This is a genomic window from Serratia sp. B501 (assembly GCF_051172315.1).
GTDB classification, from domain to species: domain Bacteria; phylum Pseudomonadota; class Gammaproteobacteria; order Enterobacterales; family Enterobacteriaceae; genus Serratia; species Serratia ureilytica.
The window spans coordinates 126,644-150,572 of the sequence record NZ_JBPIZB010000009.1 but is presented as its reverse complement, the minus strand read 5'-3'; the positions used below and the strand labels follow the sequence as shown (position 1 = coordinate 150,572).

General features: G+C 60.8%; 21 protein-coding genes. 11 read left to right on the top strand and 10 right to left on the bottom strand.

Features of this window, described 5'->3' with window-relative positions; all coding sequences use genetic code 11:
• Positions 1 to 57 precede the first annotated feature (57 nt).
• Positions 58 to 2,373, top strand: coding sequence for a Fe(2+) transporter permease subunit FeoB (feoB, locus tag ACSBQV_RS22000; RefSeq protein WP_099784965.1), 2,316 nt, complete (start codon positions 58 to 60; stop codon positions 2,371 to 2,373).
• On the top strand, positions 2,373 to 2,612 hold the full coding sequence (locus ACSBQV_RS21995) for a FeoC-like transcriptional regulator (protein ID WP_099784963.1): 240 nt from the start codon (positions 2,373 to 2,375) through the stop codon (positions 2,610 to 2,612). Before feoB ends, ACSBQV_RS21995 begins: the two co-directional genes overlap by 1 nt.
• 43 nt (positions 2,613 to 2,655) lie before the next feature.
• Here the strand turns inward: ACSBQV_RS21995 and ACSBQV_RS21990 are convergent, their stop codons facing one another.
• Together ACSBQV_RS21990 and bioH are read right to left on the bottom strand one after the other, a co-directional pair.
• A complete protein-coding gene (locus tag ACSBQV_RS21990) occupies positions 2,656 to 2,940 on the bottom strand; it encodes a YdgH/BhsA/McbA-like domain containing protein (protein WP_033651745.1) in 285 nt (94 codons plus the stop codon).
• Positions 2,941 to 3,210: 270 nt separating this feature from the next.
• Positions 3,211 to 3,981, bottom strand: coding sequence for a pimeloyl-ACP methyl ester esterase BioH (gene bioH / locus ACSBQV_RS21985; RefSeq protein ID WP_042785508.1), 771 nt, complete (start codon positions 3,979 to 3,981; stop codon positions 3,211 to 3,213).
• 40 nt (positions 3,982 to 4,021) lie between these two features.
• On the opposite strand from bioH, the gene gntX reads away from it, so the two are divergent.
• Together gntX and nfuA are read left to right on the top strand one after the other, a co-directional pair.
• Positions 4,022 to 4,705, top strand: a complete 684-nt coding sequence (gene gntX, locus ACSBQV_RS21980; protein WP_099784961.1) for a DNA utilization protein GntX — start codon at positions 4,022 to 4,024, stop codon at positions 4,703 to 4,705.
• A 58-nt stretch (positions 4,706 to 4,763) separates the two neighbouring features.
• Positions 4,764 to 5,339, top strand: coding sequence for a Fe-S biogenesis protein NfuA (gene nfuA, locus ACSBQV_RS21975; RefSeq protein WP_004930777.1), 576 nt, complete (start codon positions 4,764 to 4,766; stop codon positions 5,337 to 5,339).
• Between the two features lie 184 nt (positions 5,340 to 5,523).
• Here nfuA and malQ read toward each other — a convergent pair whose 3' ends face one another.
• Positions 5,524 to 7,617, bottom strand: a complete 2,094-nt coding sequence (gene malQ, locus ACSBQV_RS21970) for a 4-alpha-glucanotransferase (RefSeq protein ID WP_099817853.1) — start codon at positions 7,615 to 7,617, stop codon at positions 5,524 to 5,526.
• Positions 7,618 to 7,626: 9 nt separating this feature from the next.
• The gene (gene malP, locus ACSBQV_RS21965; protein ID WP_099784957.1) at positions 7,627 to 10,032 is read right to left on the bottom strand and encodes a maltodextrin phosphorylase; all 2,406 of its coding nucleotides are present in this window, start codon (positions 10,030 to 10,032) and stop codon (positions 7,627 to 7,629) included.
• A gap of 460 nt (positions 10,033 to 10,492) precedes the next feature.
• Here malP and malT point away from each other — a divergent pair, with 460 nt between their 5' ends.
• Positions 10,493 to 13,207 (top strand): HTH-type transcriptional regulator MalT, encoded by a 2,715-nt coding sequence (malT, locus tag ACSBQV_RS21960; protein ID WP_099784955.1) that lies wholly within the window; start codon positions 10,493 to 10,495, stop codon positions 13,205 to 13,207.
• 3 nt (positions 13,208 to 13,210) lie between these two features.
• Here malT and ACSBQV_RS21955 read toward each other — a convergent pair whose 3' ends face one another.
• Genes ACSBQV_RS21955 through ulaA form a run of 6 tightly spaced genes read right to left on the bottom strand, consistent with a single transcriptional unit; the run spans position 13,211 to position 17,636 of the window.
• On the bottom strand, positions 13,211 to 13,900 hold the full coding sequence (locus ACSBQV_RS21955; protein WP_415640563.1) for an L-ribulose-5-phosphate 4-epimerase: 690 nt from the start codon (positions 13,898 to 13,900) through the stop codon (positions 13,211 to 13,213).
• Between the two features lies 1 nt (position 13,901).
• The gene (locus ACSBQV_RS21950) at positions 13,902 to 14,756 is read right to left on the bottom strand and encodes an L-ribulose-5-phosphate 3-epimerase (RefSeq protein ID WP_099784953.1); all 855 of its coding nucleotides are present in this window, start codon (positions 14,754 to 14,756) and stop codon (positions 13,902 to 13,904) included.
• Positions 14,757 to 14,765: 9 nt separating this feature from the next.
• Positions 14,766 to 15,422 (bottom strand): 3-keto-L-gulonate-6-phosphate decarboxylase UlaD, encoded by a 657-nt coding sequence (locus tag ACSBQV_RS21945; protein WP_033645299.1) that lies wholly within the window; start codon positions 15,420 to 15,422, stop codon positions 14,766 to 14,768.
• 12 nt (positions 15,423 to 15,434) lie between these two features.
• Positions 15,435 to 15,905: a PTS ascorbate transporter subunit IIA gene (gene ulaC, locus ACSBQV_RS21940; protein ID WP_099784951.1), complete on the bottom strand. Its 471-nt coding sequence runs from the start codon at positions 15,903 to 15,905 to the stop codon at positions 15,435 to 15,437.
• A 10-nt stretch (positions 15,906 to 15,915) separates the two neighbouring features.
• Positions 15,916 to 16,224: a PTS ascorbate transporter subunit IIB gene (ulaB, locus tag ACSBQV_RS21935; RefSeq protein ID WP_033645301.1), complete on the bottom strand. Its 309-nt coding sequence runs from the start codon at positions 16,222 to 16,224 to the stop codon at positions 15,916 to 15,918.
• A 14-nt stretch (positions 16,225 to 16,238) separates the two neighbouring features.
• Positions 16,239 to 17,636 carry a PTS ascorbate transporter subunit IIC gene (gene ulaA / locus ACSBQV_RS21930; protein WP_033645302.1) on the bottom strand — a complete coding sequence of 466 codons (1,398 nt, stop codon included), beginning with the start codon at positions 17,634 to 17,636 and terminating at the stop codon, positions 16,239 to 16,241.
• Between the two features lie 354 nt (positions 17,637 to 17,990).
• Here ulaA and ulaG point away from each other — a divergent pair, with 354 nt between their 5' ends.
• The 6 genes from ulaG to glpD all read left to right on the top strand — a co-directional run bounded on the left by ulaG (position 17,991) and on the right by glpD (position 23,905).
• Positions 17,991 to 19,055, top strand: coding sequence for an L-ascorbate 6-phosphate lactonase (ulaG, locus tag ACSBQV_RS21925; RefSeq protein ID WP_033645303.1), 1,065 nt, complete (start codon positions 17,991 to 17,993; stop codon positions 19,053 to 19,055).
• A gap of 111 nt (positions 19,056 to 19,166) precedes the next feature.
• Positions 19,167 to 19,922 (top strand): HTH-type transcriptional regulator UlaR, encoded by a 756-nt coding sequence (gene ulaR / locus ACSBQV_RS21920; RefSeq protein WP_099784949.1) that lies wholly within the window; start codon positions 19,167 to 19,169, stop codon positions 19,920 to 19,922.
• 84 nt (positions 19,923 to 20,006) lie between these two features.
• Positions 20,007 to 20,333 carry a thiosulfate sulfurtransferase GlpE gene (glpE, locus tag ACSBQV_RS21915; RefSeq protein ID WP_004930790.1) on the top strand — a complete coding sequence of 109 codons (327 nt, stop codon included), beginning with the start codon at positions 20,007 to 20,009 and terminating at the stop codon, positions 20,331 to 20,333.
• Between the two features lie 171 nt (positions 20,334 to 20,504).
• The gene (glpG, locus tag ACSBQV_RS21910) at positions 20,505 to 21,341 is read left to right on the top strand and encodes a rhomboid family intramembrane serine protease GlpG (protein ID WP_033651754.1); all 837 of its coding nucleotides are present in this window, start codon (positions 20,505 to 20,507) and stop codon (positions 21,339 to 21,341) included.
• Between the two features lie 50 nt (positions 21,342 to 21,391).
• Positions 21,392 to 22,150 carry a DeoR/GlpR family transcriptional regulator gene (locus ACSBQV_RS21905; RefSeq protein ID WP_197778302.1) on the top strand — a complete coding sequence of 253 codons (759 nt, stop codon included), beginning with the start codon at positions 21,392 to 21,394 and terminating at the stop codon, positions 22,148 to 22,150.
• Between the two features lie 246 nt (positions 22,151 to 22,396).
• Positions 22,397 to 23,905: a glycerol-3-phosphate dehydrogenase gene (gene glpD / locus ACSBQV_RS21900; protein ID WP_004930801.1), complete on the top strand. Its 1,509-nt coding sequence runs from the start codon at positions 22,397 to 22,399 to the stop codon at positions 23,903 to 23,905.
• The last annotated feature ends 24 nt before the right edge of the window (positions 23,906 to 23,929 follow it).

Below are 23,929 nucleotides of genomic sequence, written 5' to 3'. Positions count from 1 at the left end.
GTTTGCCGGTGCGCCTTTGCGCCGGCGCTGTTCTCCTTGAAGACGACACGCAGAACTATGAAAAAACTCACCATCGGCTTAATCGGCAACCCGAACTCCGGCAAAACCACGCTGTTCAACCAACTGACCGGCGCGCGCCAGCGGGTCGGCAACTGGGCGGGCGTGACGGTCGAACGCAAGGAAGGCCATTTCACCACCCCGCAGTCCGACGTGCGGCTGGTCGATTTGCCCGGCACCTACTCCCTGACCACCATTTCGGAGCAGACGTCGCTCGATGAGCAGATCGCCTGCCACTACATTTTGAGCGGCGACGCCGATCTGCTGATCAACGTGGTGGATGCCTCCAACCTGGAACGCAACCTCTACCTGACGCTGCAGCTGCTGGAGCTGGGCATTCCCTGCATCGTGGCGCTCAACATGCTCGACATCGCCAAAAGCCAGCATATCGATATCGACGTCGCCGCTCTGTCGGCGCGCCTCGGTTGCCCGGTAGTGCCGATGGTCTCCACCCGCGCCGATGGCATCGGCGTGCTGAAACAAATGATCGACAATCATCGCATCAACGAACAGCAGGCGCTGGTGAACTACCCGCCGCTGCTGCTGAAAGAGGTCGCCACGCTGAGCGACGCCATGCCGCAAACGCTGCCGGCGGCGCAGCGCCGCTGGCTGGCGTTGCAGATGCTGGAGGGCGACATCTACAGCCATCGTCTGGCCGGCCCCGCCGTGGCGCGGCTGCCAGCGGCCATTCAGGCGCTGCAACAGCAGCAGCAGGAGGACCCGGCGCTGGTGATCGCCGACGCGCGCTACCAGTCCATCGCCGCCCTGTGCGACGCGGTCAGCAACTCGCAGCAGGCGATGCCCAACCGCCTGACCGACATGCTGGATAAAGTGATCCTCAACCGCTGGCTGGGCGTACCGATCTTCCTGCTGGTGATGTACCTGATGTTCCTGCTGGCGATCAATATCGGCGGCGCGCTGCAGCCGATCTTCGATATCGGCTCGGCGGCGATCTTCATTCAGGGCATTCAGTGGCTCGGTTACACCCTGCACTTCCCCGACTGGCTGACCGTCTTCCTGGCGCAGGGCGTCGGCGGCGGCATCAACACCGTGCTACCGCTGGTGCCGCAGATCGGCATGATGTACCTGTTCCTGTCGTTCCTGGAAGACTCCGGCTACATGGCGCGCGCGGCGTTCGTGATGGATCGCCTGATGCAGGCGCTCGGGCTGCCGGGCAAATCCTTCGTGCCGCTGATCGTCGGCTTCGGCTGCAACGTGCCGTCCATCATGGGCGCCCGTACGCTGGACGCCCAGCGCGAACGCCTGATCACCATCATGATGGCGCCGTTCATGTCCTGCGGCGCCCGTCTGGCGATCTTCGCGGTGTTCGCCGCCGCGTTCTTCGGCCAGGACGGCGCCGGCGTGGTGTTCTCGCTGTATATGCTCGGCATCGCGGTGGCGATCCTGACCGGCCTGGTGCTGAAATACACCCTCATGCGCGGCGAAGCCTCGCCGTTCGTCATGGAGCTGCCGGTCTACCACGTGCCGCACCTGAAAAGCCTGTTGCTGCAAACCTGGCAGCGGCTGAAAGGCTTCGTGTTGCGCGCCGGCAAGGTGATCGTGGTCGCCAGCATGTTCATCGGCGGCCTGAACAGCTTCTCGTTCAGCGGCAAGACGGTCGACAACATCAACGACTCCGCGCTGGCCTCGGTCTCCAAGGTGCTGACGCCGCTGCTGCAGCCGATGGGCGTCCACAGCGATAACTGGCAGGCCACCGTCGGGCTGGTGACCGGCGCGATGGCGAAAGAAGTGGTGGTCGGCACGCTGAACACGCTGTATACCGCCGAGCACATCAACAAAGAGGCGTTCGACGCCGCCAACTTCAACCTGCTCGACGAGCTGGGCGGGGCGCTGCAGGAAACCTGGGACGGGCTGAAAAACACCTTCAGCCTGAGCGTGCTCTCCAACCCGATCGAAGCCAGCAAGGGCGACGGCGAGATGGGCGTCGGTTCGATGGGCGTGATGAGCAGCAAATTCGGCTCCGGCATTTCCGCCTACAGCTACCTGATCTTCGTGTTGCTGTACGTGCCTTGCGTCTCGGTGATGGGCGCTATCGCCCGTGAATCAAGCCGCGGCTGGATGACCTTCTCAATCCTGTGGGGGCTGAACGTCGCCTACTCGCTGGCGACGCTGTTCTATCAGGTGGCCACCTTCAACCAACATCCGCAGTACAGTCTGACGGCGATTCTGGCGGTGGTGCTGGTAAACCTGCTGGTGCTGTTTGGCCTGCGCCGGGCGCGCAGCCGCGTCACGGTTCGCCTGGGCAACGCCACGCCGGCGGCCTGCTGTCAGGGCGCCAAAGGGAGCTGCCACTGATGGCCGGGCTGCTGCAGGTGCGCGATGCGTTGGCGCTGCGCGGCAGCGCCCAGGCGCAGCAGCTCAGCCAATCGCTGGCGACGCCGCTGCCGCTGGTGCAGGCGATGCTGGACCGTTTGACGGCGATGGGGAAAGTGGAACGCATCGAACAGGATGACGGCGCCTGTCTGAGCGGCGGCTGCAAAAGCTGCCCGCAGGGCCAGGGGTGCAGCACGGTGTTCTACCGGATGAAGGCCTGACGATCAGGGGCGCCGCTGCGGGCGCCCCTTTGCCGTTCAAGGCTTATTGCTTGTCTTTGTAAACTTCGGCGATGGCGCTGAATTTACCGTGCTCACGGCCCGCCAGGATCACGTAGTATTGACCGCCCTTTTCGTCCGCCAGTTTGGACAGCTCTTCCTTGGCATCCATCGGCGACGTGGTCTGCGCCGTGGTGGTCACGGTGCCGATCTTCTCGTATTTACCCGGATTCTTATCCAGATCTTCCTTGGTCAGCAGGGTTGCCGCCATGGAGCCGAAAGACACCGAACCCAGCACTGCCGCTGCAATAATCATCTTCAATGATTTCATGACACTAACCTCTCAATGGATAATTTATCTGTTATGAAAGCCGTCCAGGATCCATGCGTAGTACTGCAGGCTGCCGCGACATCCTCAGGCCTCGTTGCTTTCCCTGACGGGGCCTGTTTCCCAGAGACGAAACGCCAAAATGAAAATCGCCGCACGCGGTCTTTTCATTTTGCAGCCAACGCATTGACTCACTAAGTATTGAACAGCTTTGTCTTTTATCCACCCGGCAGCGTTTTTTTTCGCGCTCTATCGTGCGTTTTCACGCTGCATTCAATGTGCTGCAATAAACGCTTCGATCATCGTCACAAATTCATCGGGATGAGAGATAAACGGCGCATGGGCGGCTTTAGCCACGATCTGCGACGTGGAGTTCGGCCAGGCGGCGTCGAGCAGCTCGGCGACCTTGCGCGGCACCAGCCCGTCCAGATAGCCGTAGATCCGCAGCAGCGGCAGATTCAACTCCGCCAGCGGCGCGCGCAGATCGGCGGTGCGCAGGATCTCCAACCCGCCGTTCAGTACTTCGACGCTCGGCGTCGGTTGGTTGAGCACCACCGCTTTCAGCTGGCGCGCATCCTGACGCGCGCTCTCGGTGCCCAGCGTCTGCAGCGCCAGAAAACGCTCGACGGTGCGCTGGAAATCCAGGCTTAGCTGGTGCTGGAAACCGCTCAGCACGTCCGGACGGATCCCCGGCCACTCATCGCGGGCGGCAAAGCACGGCGAGGAGGCTACGGTGATAAGCCCGCTGACCCGCTGCGGCTGCATCAGCGCCGCCTGGCTGGCCACCAGCCCGCCGAGCGACCAGCCGAGCCACCAGGCCTGCGGCGGGGCGGCCGCCAGCACGATTTCCGTCATCTGCGCCAGCGACAGGGCGCCGAACCCCTGGCTACGGCCGTACCCCGGCAGATCGACCAGGTGCAGGCGAAAATGCGGCGTCAGCCGCGCCTGAATGCAACTCCACACTTCGGCGTTCAATCCCCAGCCGTGCAGCAGCACAAGATCGCGTTCACCTTCACCTATTGTTTGCCAGTACAGCGCTGTCATTGGTTATTGTCCTTTCATGCTTACCCGTCTCGGAGACACTATGCTATCAATCCGCAGCCGCTGTTGGCTATGCCGACAGCCATTGAGCCTGATGCGTCATGGCCTCTGCAGCTGCTGCCTGCGTCACCTGCCGGCCAGACCGCCGTGTTGCCCGCGCTGCGGGCTGCCCGCCGGGGAGACGCGCACGCCCTGCGGCCGCTGCCTGCAACGGCCACCGCCCTGGCAACGGCTGGTGTTCGTCGGCGACTACGTGACGCCGCTCAGCGGCTTGGTAAAAAGGTTCAAGTTCCACCGCGCACCCGAGCTGGCGCCGGCGCTGGCGCGCCTGATGCTGTTGCGCTGGCTGCAGGCGCGCAGAGAGCAGTATCTGAACAGACCCGACCTGATTTTGGCGGTACCCTTGCATGCAACACGCTGCTGGCGCCGTGGCTATAACCAGAGCGATCTGCTGGCCCGGCCGCTGGCGCACTGGCTGGGCTGCGCCTACCGGCCCGCCGCCTTGCGCCGGGTGCGCAAAACCGCTCTGCAACAGCGGCTGAGCGCCTCTGCCCGCAGACGCAATCTGCAGCGCGCGTTCGCCTGTACCGTGCCGGTCGCCGGCCGGCATATCGCCCTGGTGGATGACGTGGTGACCACCGGCAGCACCGTCTCGGAGATCGCGGCGCTGCTGCGGCGGCAAGGCGCCGCCTCGGTGCAGATATGGTGCGTTTGCCGCACGTTGTAGTGCCACGGCAATGGGCGTATTATAACCGACTATAGAAGTCAACTATTGAGCTAATGCTATGATCCGTATAACAGATGCTGCACAGGAACACTTTGCCAAACTGCTGGCAAATCAAGAAGAAGGCACCCAAATCCGCGTATTCGTGATCAACCCGGGCACGCCGACGGCCGAATGCGGTGTCTCTTATTGCCCGCCGGACGCGGTAGAAGCGACGGATACCGAACTGAAGTTCGACAAACTGTCCGCCTATGTCGATGAACTGAGCGCGCCGTATCTGGAAGACGCCGAAATCGACTTCGTGACCGACCAGTTGGGTTCTCAGCTGACGCTGAAGGCGCCGAACGCCAAGATGCGCAAGGTCGATGACGACGCGCCGCTGATGGAACGCGTGGAATACGTGCTGCAGTCGCAGATCAACCCACAGCTGGCGGGCCACGGCGGACGCGTAACGCTGATGGAGATCACCGACGACAACATGGCTATTCTGCAGTTCGGCGGCGGTTGCAACGGCTGTTCGATGGTCGACGTCACGCTGAAAGAAGGCATCGAGAAAGAGCTGCTGCAGAAGTTCCCGGAGCTGAAGGGCGTGCGTGATTTGACCGAGCACCAGCGCGGCGAGCACTCCTACTACTGATACCCTTCTTACTTGAAGTTGCAGCGTTGTTGGCCGCATGCGCGCACCCCAGTCACTTACTTAAGTAAGCTCCTGGGGTTTTACGCACTTGCCGCCTAGCTGCAACGCCAATTAATTCGGGTATCCGTCATTTGGATGGGACTAAAGTTCTCATCCTTTGACCTAATACAACGACACCTCATCGTCACCCCACCGACACCTTGCGTCGGCGCTTGTCCAAATCCTTCAGCAGCCGGTTTATCCGCGGGTCGGCGAACATCTCCTCCAACGTCCGGGTCAGCTTGCGCCGCCAGTTAGGGTACTGATCGCTGGTGCCGGGGATGTTGACCGGATCGGCCATGTCCAGCCAGTCTTCCGGCTGCAGGCCAAGCAAGGCGCTGGCGCTGTCGGCGACATAACGCTGCAGGCCGCGGTTGAGCAGCGGGCTCATGCCGAGCAGCGCCGCCTTCTTGCCCACCTTCTGCGGCACGCAGCCATAACGATGCAATCCATCCAGCAGCCCCTGCTTGGCGCGTTCCCGATCGGCGAACAGCGCCCGCAGGATTTCCGCGTCCGGGTAGAGACCCAGCCGGTTGCCGAGCGTCAGATCGTCGCTTTGCCAGTAGCCGCGCAGCGTCGGCAGATCGTGAGTGGTGATGGTCGCCATCGCCTGTACCGGATAGGCCTGCGGCGCGCGGAAATGGTGTTCGCCGTCGCTTTCGAAATAGAGCACTTTGTAGGAATAGACGCCGCTGTCGCGCAGCTTGCCGACGATTTCCACCGGCACCGTACCGAGATCCTCGCCGATCACCATGCAGCGATGGCGCTGGCTTTCCAGCGCCAGCACCGCCAGCAGATCGTCCACCGGGTATTTGACGTAGGCGCCGCGATCGGCGGTTTCACCATACGGGATCCACCATAGCCGCAGCAGCGCCATGACGTGATCGATACGCAGCGCGCCGCAGCTGGTCATGTTGGCGCGCAAAAGATCGATGAACGGCTGATACCCGCGCGCCGCCATCACGTGCGGATCCATCGGCGGCAGGCCCCAGTTTTGCCCCAGCGGGCCCAGAATATCCGGCGGCGCCCCGACCGACGCTTTCAGGCAGTACAGCTCGCGGTCACACCAGGTTTCCGCCCCGCCTTCCGCCACCCCGACCGCCAGATCACGATACAGGCCGATCGGCATCTGCTGCTGCCTGCTCTGGTCAAAACACTGCGCGAACTGGGTGGCCGCCAGCCACTGCAGCCACAGGTAAAAACGAACCGTTTCCTGGTGTTCAGCGCAGAACTGCCGCACCGCTTCGCTATCCCCCTGCCGATAACGCTCGGGCCAGGCCGGCCAGCCCCACTGGCTGATGTCATCCGCCGCCAAATGGGCATGCAGCGCGTCGAAGGCCGCCTGCTGATACAGGCTGTCGCCGCCGTCCGTCACGAATTGCTCGAACGCCTGACGCTGCGCGTCGTTTGGCTTGCGCGCCTGAAATACCGGAAACGCCAGCTTCAGCGCCGCCAGTTTCAGCTGCATCACGGCGGTGTAATCCACCCACTCCGCAGCGCGCGCTTTGGCGAGCTGTTTCTGCGTCGCCGGCTTCTGCCACCAGCGCTGCGCCGCGTCGCTGCGCTGGAAATCCTCCACCGCGTTGACGTCGATATACGCCAGGTTCAGCCAGCGGCGCGACGAGGGGCTGTAAGGGCTGGCGCTCTCCGGGTTGGCGGGGTACAGCGCATGGATCGGGTTGAGGCCGACGAAAGCGCCGCCGCGTTCCCCCACCTCTTCCACCATCAGGCGCAGATCGCCGAAATCGCCGATGCCCCAGTTGCGATCGGAGCGCAGCGTGTACAGCTGAACGCAGGCGCCCCACAGCTTTTTGCCGGTCAACAAGGCGTCCGGCTCGAAGCAGCGCCTCGGCGCGACGATCACTCGGCATGACCACTGCCGTGCGCCCTGGCTCAACGTCAATTGGTGGTAACCCGCCGGCAGCTCGCCGGGCAGCGTCAGGGTCTTGCGCGCGCCGACGCGCCCCTGCAGGCATTCGCCGTCTTCACGCTGCAGCGCCCACAGGTATTCGCCTTCGCCCGTCGGCGTCAGCGCCAACGGCGCGCCCTGATAGAACACCTTGACCGCCGGTAACGGCGGCGGCGCGGTATCCTGCACCGCATCATCGGCCCACTTCATGGCCGCCAGCAGCTTGCGCTTGGTCTGCGGCTCAATCGCCTGCCGTTTGCCGTGAGCATTGATGAAATCGGCAGCGATCCCCGCCTGCGCTGCCGCCTGATCGATACGCTTGCGATCCATTCGCTCTCCTTAACGTTTGGCTTGCCAGATGCGCTGCTGGTAATCGCGGATCGAGCGATCCGAGCTGAACATGCCGACGCGCGCGGTGTTAAGGATAGTCCGCCGCGTCCACTCGTCCCGATCGCGATACAGCTCATCGACCCGGCGCTGCGCCTGGCAGTACGAGGCAAAGTCCGCCAGCACCAGATAGGGATCGCCGCCTTCCAGCAGGCTGTGCAGCATCATGTCGAACGCGTGCTTGTCGCCGTGACTGAACGCGCCGCTCGCCAGTTCATCCAAAATCGCCTTCAGGTGCTTGTCCTTCTTGCGGTAGCTGAGCGGATCGTAGCCCTTCGCCACTATCGCCTTCACCTGCTCCACGGTATTGCCGAAGATAAAGATATTGTCTTCGCCCACCTGCTCGGCGATTTCGACGTTGGCGCCGTCCAGCGTGCCGACCGTCAGCGCGCCGTTCAGCGCCAGTTTCATGTTGCCGGTGCCGGAGGCCTCTTTACCGGCGGTGGAGATCTGCTCGGAGATATCCGCCGCCGGGATCATCAGTTCGGCCACCGAGACGCGGTAGTCCGGAATAAACGCCACTTTCAGGCGATCTTTCACCAACGGATCGTTATTGATCTTCTCGGCCGCCTGATTGATGGCGTAGATGATGTTCTTCGCCAGGTAGTAGCCCGGCGCCGCCTTGGCGCCGAACAGGAAGACGCGCGGCACGATGTCCAGGTTGGGGTTGTCGCGCAGCTGGCGATACAGCGACAGGATGTGCAGCAGGTTCAGGTGCTGACGTTTGTATTCATGCAGGCGTTTGATCTGCACGTCGAAGATCGCGTCCGGGTCGAGCGTCAACCCCATCACGCCGTGCACGTAATGGGCCAGCGCCACCTTGTTGTCGCGTTTGATCTGCTGATAACGCTGGCGGAACGCCGCGTCGTCGGCGAATTTCTCCAGCCCGCGCAGTGTGTCGAGATCGCTCGCCCACTCCACCTTCAGCGTCTCGTCGATCAAGCCTGACAGCGCCGGGTTGCACTGTTTCAGCCAGCGCCGCGGCGTGATGCCGTTGGTAACGTTATGGAATTTGTTCGGCCACAGCTGGTGATATTCCGGGAACAGATCCTTCACCACCAGATCCGAATGCAGCTGCGCCACGCCGTTAACCGCAAAGCCGCTGACCACGCACAGGTTGGCCATGCGCACCTGCTTGTCGTGGTGCACCGCCAGCTTGGCCCACACTGCCTCGTCGCCCGGCCAGTGCTTATCCACCAATTTTTTAAATCTGGCGTTGATCTGTTTGATGATGGAGAAATGGCGCGGCAGTAGGCTGCGCACCAATTTTTCATCCCAGCGCTCCAGCGCTTCCGGCATCAGGGTGTGGTTGGTATAGGCGAAGGTGTTGCTGGTGATCGCCCAGGCCGCCTCCCACTCCAGCTGGTGTTCGTCCAGCAGAATGCGCAGCATTTCCGGAATGGCGATGGTCGGGTGGGTGTCGTTCAGCTGGATCACTTCGTACTTCGGCAGCTCTTCAATCTTGCGGCCGGCCTGATGGTGCTTGCGCAAAATGTCCGCCACCGAGCAGGCGCACTGGAAATACTGCTGCATCAGGCGCAGGCGCTTGCCGGCCTGATGGTTGTCGTTCGGGTAGAGCACCTTGGTCAGCTTGTCGGCTTCTACGCCCTGCTTCTCCGCCTGCAGGAATTTGCCGTCGTTGAAATCGCTCAGGTTGAACGGATGCTGATGGGTCGCCTGCCACAGACGCAGCGGCTGCGCCACGCCGTTGCGATACCCCAGCACCGGCAGATCCCAGGCTTCGCCGCGCAGGGTGAAGGCCGGGCGCCACAGTTCGCGGCCGTCGGCCTGCTTCTCCAGCTTGCCGCCGATGCCCACGTCCACCGCCAACGCGGCGTTGTGGCGGAACCACGGATAGCTCTCGCGTTGCCAGTTATCCGGCGCCTCTTGCTGTTGCCCATCCTGGAACGACTGGCGGAACAGCCCGTACTGGTAGTTCAGCCCATAGCCGGTGGCCGGTTGTTCCACCGTCGCCATCGAGTCGAGGAAACAGGCCGCCAAACGCCCCAGCCCGCCGTTGCCCAACGCCGGATCGGTTTCCTGCTCCAGCAGATCCGCCAGCTTGACGTTCTGCTCGGCCAGCGCCTGCTCGACGGTGTCGTACCAGCCCAGGTTGATCAGGTTGTTCGCCGTCAACCGGCCAATCAAAAACTCCATCGAGATGTAGTTCACGTGACGCAGCGGTTTGGCGCTTTTGCGCGGCGCCGGCTGTGCGGCCAGTTGCTCGGCCAGCGCCGCACTGACGGCTTCCCACCATTGATGTTGCGTCATTTGCTGCGCGGAACTGAGGCCGAACCGTTGCCACTGACGGGCGAGCGCCGCCAGAAAAGCATCCTTCTTGAGCGTAGGCTGTGACATAAGGAAAACTCTCTATCCAGTAAGTGGGTCAAATTGCCGCTATCGTGCCGGTGAGAAAGCCTGACGGCATCATCCCGCCTGGGGATTAGCTGGGGAGGAGGATTGGGGCGTAGCTGGAATTGTGATCTCAGGCACTTTTTGACTCCCTTGCAACGATGCAAAAAAGCCCGCCAACGCGTGCGGCGAGCACTGAGAACGTTAACCATGACGTTAGCACAAGTATTCGCGCTGCTGAAGTTTTGTCCATGGCCGGAAATGCGATCCGCAACCGCATCGCCGTACTCCGACACCAAACGTAAAAAAGTGTGATCGATAGCAACTTAACTCCAAGCCGATGCGGAAGCTTGTTGCAATACGTTTAGGGTTGGCAGAAGTTAGGGGGAGCTATTAATTACGAACCATAAAATAATTAGCGCCACTCCAATCCCGGCGGGAACCGCGATTTATATCCTGGAATACTATGCTGATCCCATCAAAACTGAGCCGCCCGGTACGGCTGCAAAATACCGTGATCCGCGATCGCCTGCTGGCCAAACTGGCCAGCGCGGGCAACTATCGTCTGACACTGGTCAATTGCCCGGCGGGATACGGGAAAACCACGCTGATCGCCCAATGGGCGGCCGGCAAGGCCGATCTGGGCTGGTATTCCCTGGATGAGAGCGACAACCAGCCGGAGCGTTTCGCCAGTTACCTGATCGCGGCGCTGCAGCAGGCCAGCGGCGGCCGCTGCGTCAAGAGCGAGGCGCTGAGCCAGAAGCACCAGTACGCCAGCCTGTCGGCGCTGTTCGCCCAGCTGTTTATCGAGCTGGCCGACTGGCATCAGCCACTGTACCTGGTGATCGACGACTATCACCTGATCACCAACGACGCCATTCACGAAGCCATGCGCTTTTTCCTGCGCCATCAGCCGGAAAACCTGACGCTGATCCTGCTCTCGCGCACCCTGCCGCCGCTCGGCATCGCCAACCTGCGGGTGCGCGATCAGCTGCTGGAAATGGGCACGCAGCAGCTGGCATTCACCCATCAGGAAGCCAAACAGTTCTTCGATTGCCGCCTGGCGGCACCGATGGAACAGCAGGACAGCAGCCGCCTGTGCGACGAAGTCGAAGGCTGGGCCACCGCGCTGCAGCTGATCGCGCTGTCGGCCCGCCAATCCGCCTCCTCGGCCCAACTGTCGGCCAAGCGGCTGGCGGGGCTGAACGCCAGCCATCTGTCCGACTATCTGGTGGACGAAGTGCTGGATCACGTCGATGCCGATGCGCGCGCCTTCCTGCTGCGCTGTTCGGTGCTGCGCTCAATGAACGATGCGCTGATCGTGCGGCTGACCGGCGAAGACAACGGCCAGCAGCGGCTGGAGGAGCTGGAGCGCCAGGGGCTGTTTATCCACCGCATGGACGACACCGGCGAATGGTTCAACTTCCACCCGCTGTTCGCCTCTTTCCTGCGCCAGCGTTGCCAGTGGGAACTGGCGCTGGAACTGCCGGGGTTGCACCGCGCCGCCGCCGAAGGCTGGCTGGCGCTGGGGTATCCGGCGGAGGCCATTCACCACGCGCTGGCGGCCAGCGACGTCAGCATGCTGCGCGATATCCTGCTGCAACACGCCTGGTCGCTGTTCCACCACAGCGAACTGGCCTTGCTGGAGGAGTGCCTCAACGCGCTGCCGTATGAGCGCCTGATCCAAAACCCCGAGCTGGCGCTGCTGCAGGCCTGGCTGGCGCAGAGCCAGCACCGCTACAGCGAGGTCAACACCCTGCTGGAGCGCGCCGAGCGCACCATGCGCGAACAGAAAATCGAGATAGACCAAACGCTGCACGCCGAGTTCGACGCCTTGCGCGCCCAGGTGGCGATCAACGCCGGCAAACCGGAAGAAGCCGAGCGGCTGGCGACCGAAGCGTTGAAGTTCCTGCCGCTGTCCAGCTACTACAGCCGCATCGTCGCCACCTCGGTGACCGGCGAAGTGCACCACTGCAAGGGCGAACTGGCGCGCGCGCTGCCGATGATGCAGCAGACCGAGCAGATGGCGCGTCGTCATCAGGCCAACCATTACGCGCTCTGGGCGCTGCTGCAGCAGAGCGAAATCCTTATCGCCCAAGGCTTCCTGCAGGCCGCTTACGAAACCCAGGATAAGGCGTTCGAACTGATCCGCGAGCAGCACCTGGAACAGTTGCCGATGCACGAATTCCTGCTGCGCATCCGCGCCCAGATCCTGTGGTCGTGGTCGCGGTTGGACGAAGCGGAAGACGCGGCGCGCGCCGGGCTGAAAATTCTGGCCAACTACCAACCGCAGCAGCAGCTGCAGTGCATCGCCATGTTGGCCAAATGCTCGCTGGCGCGCGGCGATCTGGACAACGCCAATACCCATCTGCAGCGCTGCGAAACCCTGCTGCACGGCGCCCACTATCATCGCGACTGGCTGACCAACACCGACAAGTCGCGGGTGATCCACTGGCAGATGACCGGCGACACCGCCGCCGCCACCCAGTGGCTGCGCCACACCGAAAAGCCCGGCATGGCTGACAACCACTTCACGCAGGGCCAATGGCGCAACATCGCGCGAGTGCAGATCCTGCTCGGCCAGTATGAAGAGGCCGGCGTGGTGCTGGATGAACTGAACGAAAATGCCCGCCGCCTGCGGCTGGTGAGCGATCTCAACCGCAATCTGCTGCTCAGCAACCAGCTCTACTGGCTGCAAGAGCGCAAGGGCGAAGCGCAGCAGGCGCTGATCGAAGCGCTGTCGCTGGCCAACCGCACCGGCTTTATCAGCCACTTCGTCATCGAAGGCGAAGCGATGGCGCAGCAGCTGCGCCAGCTGATCCAGCTCAACACGCTGCCGGAGCTGGAACAGCATCGCGCCCAGCGCATCCTGCGCGACATCAACCAGCATCATCGGCACAAGTTCGCGCATTTCGACGAGAACTTCGTCGATAAGCTGCTGACCCATCCGCAGGTGCCGGAACTGATCCGCACCAGTCCGTTGACCCAACGCGAATGGCAGGTGCTGGGGCTGATCTATTCCGGTTACAGCAACGACCAGATCGCCGGTGAGTTGGATGTAGCGGCCACCACCATCAAGACCCATATCCGCAATCTATACCAGAAGCTGGGCGTGGCCCATCGCCAGGAAGCGGTGCAGCAAGCGCAGCAGCTGCTGAAGATGATGGGGTACGGCGCCTGATAGTCAGCGCTGGCCGTAATAAGCGCCGGCGCCATGTTTGCGGCTGAAATGTTTCGCCGACAGGTGTTCATCGATCCGGCGCAGGCCGGGGTTAATGCCCCGGCTAATCCAAGCCATCTTAGCCACCTCCTCGAGCACCACCGCGTTATGCACCGCCTCATCCGGCGAGCAGCCCCAACTAAACGGACCATGCTGATACGCCAGAATGCCGGGAATGTGCAACGGCTCGCGCCCGCACAGGGTTTCGATAATCACCCGGCCGGTGTTCAATTCATATTCCCGCGCCACCTCTTCCGCCGTCAGCGCGCGGGTGCAAGGAATGTCGCCGGAAAAATAGTCGGCATGGGTGGTGCCAAACGCCGGTATCGCCTCACCCGCCTGGGCCCAGGCGGTGGCGTGAGTGGAGTGCGTATGCACGACGCCGCCGAGTTGTGGGAATGCCCGGTACAGCGCCAGATGCGTCGGCGTATCAGATGAAGGCCGCAGTTGCCCCTCAACAACCTCCCCTCGCGCATTCACCACCACCATATCTTCCGCCCGCATCGTTTCATAAGGTACGCCGCTGGGTTTTATCACCATCAGATCGCTGGCCCGATCGATGCCGCTGACATTGCCCCAGGTATAGGTCACCAGCCCGTGCTCAGGCAGCGCCATATTGGCTTTGTAGACCCGCCATTTCAGTTGTTCCAGCATGTTAGCTCCCTATTTCCAACCCGGCCTCTGCCATGCGTTCAACCACCCAGGCACGCGCCTCCCGCACCGCCTGCAGCGGGTCGGGCGCCTTCTCGCTCCACATTTCGAGCAGATAGGGGCCGCGATAGCCGCTCGCAAGCAGCGTTTCGAAGCAGCGGGTGAAATCGACCACGCCCTCGCCGAACGGCACGTTCTTAAACTCTCCCGGCCGCGTATCCTTAACGTGCACCGCCACGATATGCCCGCGTCCGGCTACGAGCTCCATCTGCACATCGTTGTCCCAGGCAGACAAATTGCCGATGTCCGGGTACAGCTGAAACCATGGGTTATTCAGGTAGTGGACATAACCCAGCGCCTTACTGATCGAATTCATCAGCGCATAATCCATGATTTCCATCGCCAGCATGACCTGCGCACGGCTGGCCATCTCCACCGCCTGCGCCAAGCCGGCGCGGAACCGGGCGCGGGTCTGCGTAGTAGCCTGTTGGTAATAAACGTCATATCCGGCTAGTTGGATCACCCGTATGCCGGTATCCTGCGCCAGCCGGATGGCCTTGCGCATGATCTCCAGCCCCCGCTCGCGCGTCCTGTCGTCTTCACTGCCCAACGGAAAACGCCGATGGGCGCTAAGGCACAAAGAAGGGACGCGCACACCGCTGGCCGCAACGGCGCCGATCAGCGCCAGTCGCTGCTCGCTGTTCCAATCCAGCCGCGCCAGACGGCCGTCGCTTTCATCGATCGACATTTCAACGAAATCGAATCCCAACTCCCCCGCCAGTTGCAAGCGCGTCAGCCAGTCCTCGCCCGGCGGCAACGCCTTCTCGTAGATGCCCAACGGTACGGATTTTTGCAACATAACCGCTCCTCAGCCCCACAGTTGGGCGATGACGCGTTTAAATTCCCGCGCCGCCGCGACCGGATCGGCGGCATCGCGAATGCTGCGCCCGGCGATAAAAACATGGATGGGAATGCCCCGGAACAGAGGCAAATCCGCCAATGACAATCCGCCGGTAACCGTCACCTTGAAACCCATCTCGCTCAGGCGATGAACCGCGCGGATATCGTCATCGCTCCAGGCGACGCCCGCCGCCTGCGCGTCACGGCTGCGGTGATACACCACCTGACCAATACCCGCCTCACGCCACGCCTGCGCCTGTTCCCAGGTCCAAAACCCCGTCAGTTCGATCTGCACGTCGCCACCGAACTCATGCGCCACCTGCAGCGCGCCCTTGGCCGTATTGATGTCAGCGCAGCAGATCACCGTGATCCAGTCGGCGTGCGCCTCGAAGCACATCCGCGCCAAAATTTGCCCCGCATCGGCGATTTTCGCGTCCGCCAACACGATGCGATCCGGATACAGCGCTTTCAGATCGCGCACGGCCCGTACGCCTTCCGCCACGCACAAAATAGTTCCGACCTCAATGATGTCGACTTCGGCCGCGATCAGGCGCGTCGTATTGTAAGCCGCGGCCATGGACAGGTTATCCAGCGCCACTTGCAGCATCGGTAAATGCGTTTTCATTGCATGTCTCCTTCAATTCGCCGCCGCCGCGGACGTTTTGTCGATCAACGCCAGTACCTCACCCGCCCGGCGACAGGCCCGCAAGCGATCGAAGTTCGCCTCATCTTCGAACAGGTTAACCACTTGCATGATGCCCACCTCCTGATGCGTTTTGGCGTCCACCGCCGCCATGGTGATCAAGATATCTATCGGATCGTTGTCCTCATCGCCGAAGCACACCGGCGTTTTCAAGGTGACCAAGGCGAAGCCGGTTTTCAGCACCCCTTCCTCCGGCCGACCATGCGGCATCGCCAGGCCGGGCGCCAACACGAAGTAAGGGCCGTGCCGTTCGACGCCGGCCAGAATGGCGTCGAAATAGCGAGGCTCCACCACGCCGGCGGCCACCAGCAGATCGACCCCCAGCCGCACCGCCTGACGCCAGTCGGCAGCCTCCGCCTGCAGGTGAATAGCGTTGTTCTGCGCCAACGAATCGCTCAGCTTCATGGCTCGCTCCTCACTGCTTCAAATCTTGCGGAAAATGCGCGCCGATGACTTCCATCAGCTTCGGACCAAAGTCGGCCGCCGAGAGCATATTGCGCACCCCGACCACGTATTTGTTGCCGCTGACGACGATCTCATCCGCGACATGGGTGGAAGCGATGATGATGTCAGCCCCGCTCAACTCGGATTTGTATTCCCCCACCGCACAGCTGTTGACCGAATGATCCACGCCTTGCTGCGTTAAAAATTGGTCGACTTTCATTTTCATGATCATGGAACTGCCTTGTCCGCAACCGCACACCGCCAGGATTCGTACCGTCATAATCTGCACTCCTATTAACGTGACGCTGGTTCAACCGATTGTTTTTCAGCATCTTCCTCCGCGCGCAGGGTGCGCCCGGCGAAGAACATGTACAGCAGCGCGATGGCGATCACCACGCCCATAAACCACAGGCCGAAGCTCAGCCCTTGCATCAGCGGCGGTGCCAGAATCGACCAGTCCGCCATTCCCATCCAGGCGCTCAGCCCGGTCAGCTTGATGGCCCACACGCAGCCCAAGATCTCTATCATCCCCATCACCAGGCAGATCTTCATCGCCGCGCGCCAGCCGCCAAAGTGGTTAGCGAACACGCCGATGGTGGCGTTAGAGAAGAACATGGGAATGAAACCGGGGATGATCATGATGGAAGCGCCGCACGCCAGGAGGATGCCGACGGCGATCAATTGGCCGATGGTGCCCCACATAAAGCCCCACACCACGGCGTTGGGCGCGAAGCTATAGATGGCGGCGCAGTCGATGGCCAGTACCGCACCGGGGATCAGGCGTTGGGAAATCCCATTGAAGGCCTCGGTCAATTCGGCGACGAACATGCGCACGCCCTGCACGATGATGAAAATCGCCACCGCGAACATCAGCCCGGTTTGCAGGATATAGATGCTCCAGTGGGTTTTACCGGCCATCGCCTGCAGGGTATCCAAGCCGAACGAGCAAAGAATGATGCCGAAGAACAGCGTCATCACGATGGCGGTGGAAACGATGTTGTCATGGAAAATGTTCAGCCACCCGGGCAGCTTCAGATCTTCCACGCTGTCCTCTTTTTTACCGAGATACGGCGCTGCCTTATACGCCAGCCACGAAGCGAACTGCTGTTGGTGCCCGATGGAGAAACCGCTGTTTTCCGTCACCGCCTGCGTCGGTTTGAACATCATGTTGGACGTGATGCCCCAATACAGTGAAGCCAACAGCGCGCTGCACAATACCGTTGTCCACATGCCGTAGCCCAGAATGTAGAAAAATACCGCGATCAACCCCACCTGCTGAAACATGATATGGCCGGTAAGCATGATGGTGCGGATGCCGGTAATGCGCCTCAACAACACGTAGAGTATGTTCAGCGCCAGCGCCAGCAAGACCGCGTAGCCGACCCAGCTATAGGCCTCCCCCATCCGATCGATGGTGGCCATCATCGAGGCATAGGTATCTGAAATCGCCCCGTTGATGCCGTACACCTCGGACAGCTTCGCCACCACCGGTTTGAACGTGCCAGTCAGGATGCCGGAACCGGCTTGCAGCAACATGAAACCGATAATGGTTTTGATCGTGCCTTTGATAATGACCGCCGCGCTTTTGCGCAGCAACGTGTAACCCAGCAGCGTAACCAGCCCCAACAGCAGCGGCGCATTGGTCATCACCTGGTTAAAAAAGACGGTGAAGATGGTGTAAAGAGTTTCCATACGGCTCTCCCGAAAAGGTTGGCATGCAGGTAACGCCTTCACCATACCAATCACAATAAATCACAAAAAGATCACAAATGATTATTTGTGAACAACCTCGCAAGTTAAAAATCAATTCCACTAACATTCAATGAATTAGACGGCTTACATTTTATTACTCATTGAATTTAATAGCAGTTAATCAAACAAAAAGGAGATAAAAGGACGGCGCAGCACGTAAATCCGGCGGTGTTAACGTGTATTTCGATCGTTGTCAGTTGAAAAAAACGGTGCTAGATTCGATCAAAACAAATCACATAAAATCTTTAAATGATTATTTGTGATTGCATTATCACCGCCAACGAGGAACGACCCATGAGTAAAGTCAACGACATCACCCGCGAATCCTGGATATTGAACACCTTTCCCGAATGGGGCACCTGGCTGAACGAAGAGATAGAGCAGGAGAAAGTTGCGCCCGGCACCTTCGCCATGTGGTGGCTGGGCTGTACCGGTATCTGGCTCAAATCCGAAGAAAGCGCCAATCTGTGCGTCGACTTTTGGTGCGGTACCGGCAAGCAAAGCCACGGCAACCCACTGATGAAAACCGGCCACCAAATGCAGCGAATGGCGGGGGTGCGCAAGCTGCAGCCTAACCTGCGCACTACCCCATTCGTACTGGATCCCTTCGCGATTACCCAGCTCGACGCCGTCTTGGCCACGCACGACCACAACGATCACATCGATGTGAACGTCGCCGCGGCGGTGTTGCAAAATTGCGCCGCCACCGTTCCGTTTATCGGGCCGCAAAGCTGCGTGGATATCTGGATTGGTTGGGGTGTGCCGCCTGAGCGCTGCATCACCGTCAAACCTGGCGACGTGATAAAAATCAAAGACATTGAAATTCATGCGCTGGACGCCTTCGATCGCACGGCGCTCATCACACTGCCGGTGGAACAAAAAGCGGCGGGCGTTCTGCCGGACGGCATGGACCTGCGGGCGGTCAACTACCTGTTCAAAACGCCGGGCGGCAACCTTTATCACAGCGGCGATTCCCACTACTCCAACTATTACGCCAAGCACGGCAACGATCATCAGATCGATGTCGCCCTCGGTTCCTACGGCGAGAACCCGCGCGGCATTACCGACAAGATGACCAGCGCCGACATCTTGCGCATGGCGGAATCGCTGAACGCCAAGGTCGTTATCCCCTTCCACCATGACATATGGTCGAATTTCCAGGCGGATCCGCAGGAAATTCGCGTGCTGTGGGAAATGAAGAAAGACCGGCTCAAATACGGTTTTAAACCGTTTATCTGGCAGGTTGGCGGCAAGTTCATCTGGCCGCAGGATAAAGACAATCTGGAGTACCACTACCCGCGCGGTTTCGATGATTGCTTCACCCTCGAACCCGATCTGCCCTTCAAGTCTTTCTTGTAATCAACCGGTGTTGCATACGGATGCGCGCTTTTGAACGGGAATGATTCAAATCGTCAAACGGCGCGCATATAATCATAGGCAACGACGTTTTCTCTCTCCGACGGAGCCCGCATGACAGAGTCCCAACGCCACAACGCCATTCTCGATCTCTTGCAGCGCAAGGGGCAAATCTCCGTGGCGGACGTCATCGCGGCGTTTGACATCTCTCCAGCCACCGCGCGCCGGGACATCAACAAACTGAATGAAATCGGCAAATTGCGCAAAGTGCGCAACGGCGCCGAAGCCACACAAACTCCGCGCCCGGCCTGGACGCCGCTCAATATCCACCAAACTCAGCACCTGGACGAAAAAATGCGTATTGCGGCGGCCGCGGCACAGCTCTGTCAGCCGGGTGAAAGCGTGGTGATCAATTGCGGCTCCACCGCATTTCTGTTGGGCCGTGAAATTTGCGGCAAGCCGGTTCAGGTGATCACCAATTATCTACCGCTGGCCAATTACCTGATCGAGCAGGAACACGACAGCGTGGTGATCATGGGAGGCCAGTACAACAAAACCCAGTCGATTACTCTGGCGCCCCAGGACGGCGACGCCACCCTGTACGCCGGGCACTGGATGTTCACCAGCGGTATCGGCCTCACCGCTGACGGCCTGTATAAAACCGATATGCTGACCGCGATGGCGGAACAGAAGATGCTCAATTACGTCGGTAAACTGGTGGTGCTGGTCGACAGCAGCAAAGTCGGCCAACGCGCCGGCATGCTGTTCAGCCGTACCGAGCAAATCGCCATAGTGATCACCGGCCGCGCCGCCGATTCGGCGATCGTTGAGCAACTGCGTCAACAAGGGGTAGAAGTGCTGCTGGTGTGAGAAAACCACAAGCTTGCTCTGGTCTTAAACGCCGCAGAGTTGGTTACAATAGCGGCGTCCCCCAATAATGAGGCAGTCAGCAGTATGGAACAGTTCGAAGCGATCAACGTTGAACAGGCTTACACCCGCTGGAAAGAGGGCAGCGCCGCCCTGGTCGACATCCGCGATCCGCAAAGTTTTGAAGCCGGGCATACGCCGGGCGCCTTTCACCTCACCAACGCCACCCTGTCGGCCTTTATGCAACAAAACGACTTCGAGCGGCCGGTGATGGTGATGTGCTACCACGGCAACAGCAGCCGCAGCGCGGCGCAATACCTGCTGCACCAGGGGTTCGACGCGGTTTACAGCATCGACGGCGGCTTCGAGGCCTGGGCCCGTCAGTATCCGCAAGACGTGGAAACCTCAGCCTGATCCCCGCCGCCCGCCCTGCGTCGGCGGGCTTCCCCTTCGTTTTTATGCGCGTTTTCGCGGGTTTTTCGCAGATCCGTTTGCCAGCGCTCAGGATTTCGACGTTATAATCGGCCGTCAGGGTTGCCGGCGCGCAAGCGGCGGCCAAAATCATTCACTTACGACGGAAGAGCAATGGTTAGAGTAATCGCCGTATCCAACCCGCGCCTGGCGCTGGCCTTTGTCGACTATATGGCGACCCAGGGCATCCGGCTTGAGCTGCGCAACAGCGGCGAGGCGGCGGAAATCTGGCTGGCCGACGAAGGTCACCTCGAGCAGGTGCAACACGAGCTGCAGCAGTTTCTGGTCGATCCGCTCAACCGCCGTTATCAGGCCGCCAGCTGGCAGACCGGCCATACCGACGCCGGCCTGCACTATCAGAGCGAGTCCTACCTGCACACCCTGCGCAGCAAAGCCGGGCCGCTGACGCTCGGCGTGATGGTGCTGTGCATCGCAGTCTATATTCTGATGCAGGCGCTCGGCGACGATACCGTGATGTACTGGCTCTCCTGGCCGCAGGACAGCAGCCAATACACCCAGCTGTGGCGCTGGATCAGCCATGCGTTCCTGCATTTCTCCCTGCTGCATATCCTGTTTAACCTGATGTGGTGGTGGTATCTCGGCGGCCAGATGGAAAAACGCCTCGGCGCCGGCAAGCTGTTCGTGCTGGCGGTGGTGTCGGCGTTCTTCAGCGGCTGGGCACAATCGCTGTTCAGCGGCGCGCTGTTCGGCGGGCTGTCGGGCGTGGTCTATGCGCTGATGGGCTATGTCTGGCTGTCGGGCGAACGGGCGCCGGAGCGCGGCCTGATGCTGCCGCGCGGCCTGATGGTGTTCTCGGTGCTGTGGCTGGTGGCCGGATATTTCGATATTTTAGGAATGTCGATCGCCAACGCGGCACACGTAGCCGGTTTAGTGTTAGGGTTATTGATGGCATTTTGGGATACGCGTCATCGCGCACACAACGAACAATAACAGCCGGGAGCTATGCCCAGCGGGCATAGCGGGCGTTTTAGGGGATTATCGTGAAGCAAACACAGCGTCATGACGCAATTATCGAGCTGGTGCGCCTGCAGGGTTACGTCAGCACGGAAGAGCTGGTCGAGCATTTTGACGTCAGCCCGCAAACGATTCGCCGCGATTTGAATGACCTGGCCGACCAGAACAAGATCCAGCGTCACCACGGCGGCGCGGCGCTGCCTTCCAGCTCGGTCAACGCTGCCTATAACGATCGCAAGGTGATGTGGTCGGAAGAGAAAGCCCGCATCGCGCAGCGCGTCGCCAGCCAGATCCCGGACGGCGCCACGCTGTTCATCGATATCGGCACCACGCCGGAGGCGGTGGCCCATGCGCTGATGAACCACAAGAACCTGCGCGTGGTCACCAACAACCTTAACGTCGCCACCCTGCTGACCGCCAAGGAAGACTTCCGCCTGATCCTGGCCGGCGGCGAAGTGCGCACCCGCGACGGCGGCATCATGGGCGAAGCCACCCTGGACTTCATCTCCCAATTCCGCCTCGATTTCGGCATTCTCGGCATCAGCGGCATCGATATGGACGGCTCGCTGCTCGAATTCGATTATCACGAAGTGCGCACCAAACGCGCGATTATCGAAAATTCCCGCTGCGTGATGCTGGTGACCGACCACTCCAAATTCGGCCGCAACGCCATGGTCAACCTGGGCAACATGAACCTGATCGACTACCTGTTTACCGACCAGCTGCCGCCGCCGAGCGTGATGAAAATCATCGAACAGTACGACGTGCAGCTGGAGCTGTGCTGATTCGGCCTTAACCTGCGGGGCGCGCCGCCGCCCCGTTTCATCCCTTTAGCCTCCCTCACCGACAGCCGTTTGCGCGCCCGCGCCATATCCATGCTACTTGTGTGACTATCATCACCAAACTGTTACCTCTATCACGCCTAAATGTTTTTGTTTGGTTAAGTCTTGGCTTGCTTGTTGGTTTTTGATTACAATCATGAGCGAAAACGAACATGAAAGAGCTATTTCGAACATCTGGAGGAAGATGACGTGGAAACCAAAGACTTGATCGTTATCGGTGGCGGCATCAACGGTGCCGGCATCGCGGCGGATGCTGCCGGGCGCGGGCTGTCGGTACTGCTACTGGAAGCGCAAGACTTGGCCTGTGCTACGTCTTCCGCCAGTTCCAAACTGATCCACGGTGGCCTGCGCTACCTGGAACACTACGAATTCCGTCTGGTGAGCGAAGCGCTGGCCGAACGTGAAGTGCTGCTGAAACTGGCGCCGCACATCGCGTTCCCGATGCGTTTCCGCCTGCCGCACCAGCCGCATCTGCGTCCGGCCTGGATGATCCGTATCGGCCTGTTCCTGTACGATCACCTGGGCAAACGCACCAGCCTGCCGGGCAGCAAGGGGTTGCGCTTTGGACCAGAATCGGTGCTGAAGCCTGAACTGAAGCGCGGTTTCGAATATTCCGACTGCTGGGTCGACGATGCTCGCCTGGTGGTGCTGAACGCGCAGGAAGTGGAAAAACGCGGCGGCGAAGTACGCACCCGCACCAAAGTGACCCGCGCATGGCGCGAAAACGGCCTGTGGATGGTGGAAGCGGTCGATATCGACAGCGGCAAAACCTTCACCTGGCGCGCCAAAGGCCTGGTGAACGCCACCGGCCCGTGGGTGAAAAACTTCTTCGACGACGGCCTGAAGCTGAAATCGCCTTACGGCATCCGTCTGATCAAAGGCAGCCACATCGTGGTGCCGCGCGTGCACGATCAGCCGCAGTCTTACATTCTGCAGAACGAAGACCACCGCATCGTGTTCGTGATCCCGTGGAATGACGAGTTCTCCATCATCGGCACCACCGACGTGGAGTACAAAGGCGATCCGAAAGACGTGAAGATCGACGAGAACGAAATCGCTTATCTGCTGAAAGTGTACAACGATCACTTCAAGAAGCAGTTGGGCCGCGACGACATCGTCTGGACTTACTCCGGCGTGCGTCCGCTGTGCGACGACGAGTCCGATTCACCGCAGGCGATCACCCGCGATTACACGCTGGACGTGCACGACGAGCAAGGCAAGGCGCCGCTGCTGTCGGTCTTCGGCGGCAAGCTGACCACCTACCGCAAGCTGGCCGAACATGCGATGGAAAAACTGGCCCACTACTACCCAGGCTGCGGCCCGGCGTGGACCAAAAACGCCACGCTGCCGGGCGGTGACATCGACGGCGACCGCGACGGTTACGCGGCCAAACTGCGCCGCGCGCACGGCTGGCTGCCGGAAGCCCTGGCGCGCCGCTATGCCCGCACCTACGGCAGCCAGAGCGAGCTGATCCTGGCCGGTGCCAACGGCCTCGCCGATCTGGGCGAAGATTTCGGCCACGGTCTGTATGAAGCCGAACTGCGCTACCTGACCGAGAAAGAGTGGGTCGTAGAGCTGGACGACGCTATCTGGCGCCGCACCAAGCTGGGCATGTGGCTGGACGAGGCGCAGCAGGCGCGCGTGAAAGCCTGGCTGGCAGAACACGCGAAAACGAAAGCTCTGTCGCTGGCTTCCTGAGCCGCAGCGTGACGAAAAAGGGCC

What these genes read in the sequence shown, in the direction of transcription:
- feoB (WP_099784965.1), top strand. Translation starts at nt 58, where the DNA reads ATGAAAAAACTCACCATCGGCTTAATCGGCAACCCGAACTCCGGCAAA.
- ACSBQV_RS21995 (WP_099784963.1), top strand. Translation starts at nt 2,373, where the DNA reads ATGGCCGGGCTGCTGCAGGTGCGCGATGCGTTGGCGCTGCGCGGCAGC.
- ACSBQV_RS21990 (WP_033651745.1), bottom strand. Translation starts at nt 2,940, where the DNA reads ATGAAATCATTGAAGATGATTATTGCAGCGGCAGTGCTGGGTTCGGTG.
- bioH (WP_042785508.1), bottom strand. Translation starts at nt 3,981, where the DNA reads ATGACAGCGCTGTACTGGCAAACAATAGGTGAAGGTGAACGCGATCTT.
- gntX (WP_099784961.1), top strand. Translation starts at nt 4,022, where the DNA reads ATGCTATCAATCCGCAGCCGCTGTTGGCTATGCCGACAGCCATTGAGC.
- nfuA (WP_004930777.1), top strand. Translation starts at nt 4,764, where the DNA reads ATGATCCGTATAACAGATGCTGCACAGGAACACTTTGCCAAACTGCTG.
- malQ (WP_099817853.1), bottom strand. Translation starts at nt 7,617, where the DNA reads ATGGATCGCAAGCGTATCGATCAGGCGGCAGCGCAGGCGGGGATCGCT.
- malP (WP_099784957.1), bottom strand. Translation starts at nt 10,032, where the DNA reads ATGTCACAGCCTACGCTCAAGAAGGATGCTTTTCTGGCGGCGCTCGCC.
- malT (WP_099784955.1), top strand. Translation starts at nt 10,493, where the DNA reads ATGCTGATCCCATCAAAACTGAGCCGCCCGGTACGGCTGCAAAATACC.
- ACSBQV_RS21955 (WP_415640563.1), bottom strand. Translation starts at nt 13,900, where the DNA reads ATGCTGGAACAACTGAAATGGCGGGTCTACAAAGCCAATATGGCGCTG.
- ACSBQV_RS21950 (WP_099784953.1), bottom strand. Translation starts at nt 14,756, where the DNA reads ATGTTGCAAAAATCCGTACCGTTGGGCATCTACGAGAAGGCGTTGCCG.
- ACSBQV_RS21945 (WP_033645299.1), bottom strand. Translation starts at nt 15,422, where the DNA reads ATGAAAACGCATTTACCGATGCTGCAAGTGGCGCTGGATAACCTGTCC.
- ulaC (WP_099784951.1), bottom strand. Translation starts at nt 15,905, where the DNA reads ATGAAGCTGAGCGATTCGTTGGCGCAGAACAACGCTATTCACCTGCAG.
- ulaB (WP_033645301.1), bottom strand. Translation starts at nt 16,224, where the DNA reads ATGACGGTACGAATCCTGGCGGTGTGCGGTTGCGGACAAGGCAGTTCC.
- ulaA (WP_033645302.1), bottom strand. Translation starts at nt 17,636, where the DNA reads ATGGAAACTCTTTACACCATCTTCACCGTCTTTTTTAACCAGGTGATG.
- ulaG (WP_033645303.1), top strand. Translation starts at nt 17,991, where the DNA reads ATGAGTAAAGTCAACGACATCACCCGCGAATCCTGGATATTGAACACC.
- ulaR (WP_099784949.1), top strand. Translation starts at nt 19,167, where the DNA reads ATGACAGAGTCCCAACGCCACAACGCCATTCTCGATCTCTTGCAGCGC.
- glpE (WP_004930790.1), top strand. Translation starts at nt 20,007, where the DNA reads ATGGAACAGTTCGAAGCGATCAACGTTGAACAGGCTTACACCCGCTGG.
- glpG (WP_033651754.1), top strand. Translation starts at nt 20,505, where the DNA reads ATGGTTAGAGTAATCGCCGTATCCAACCCGCGCCTGGCGCTGGCCTTT.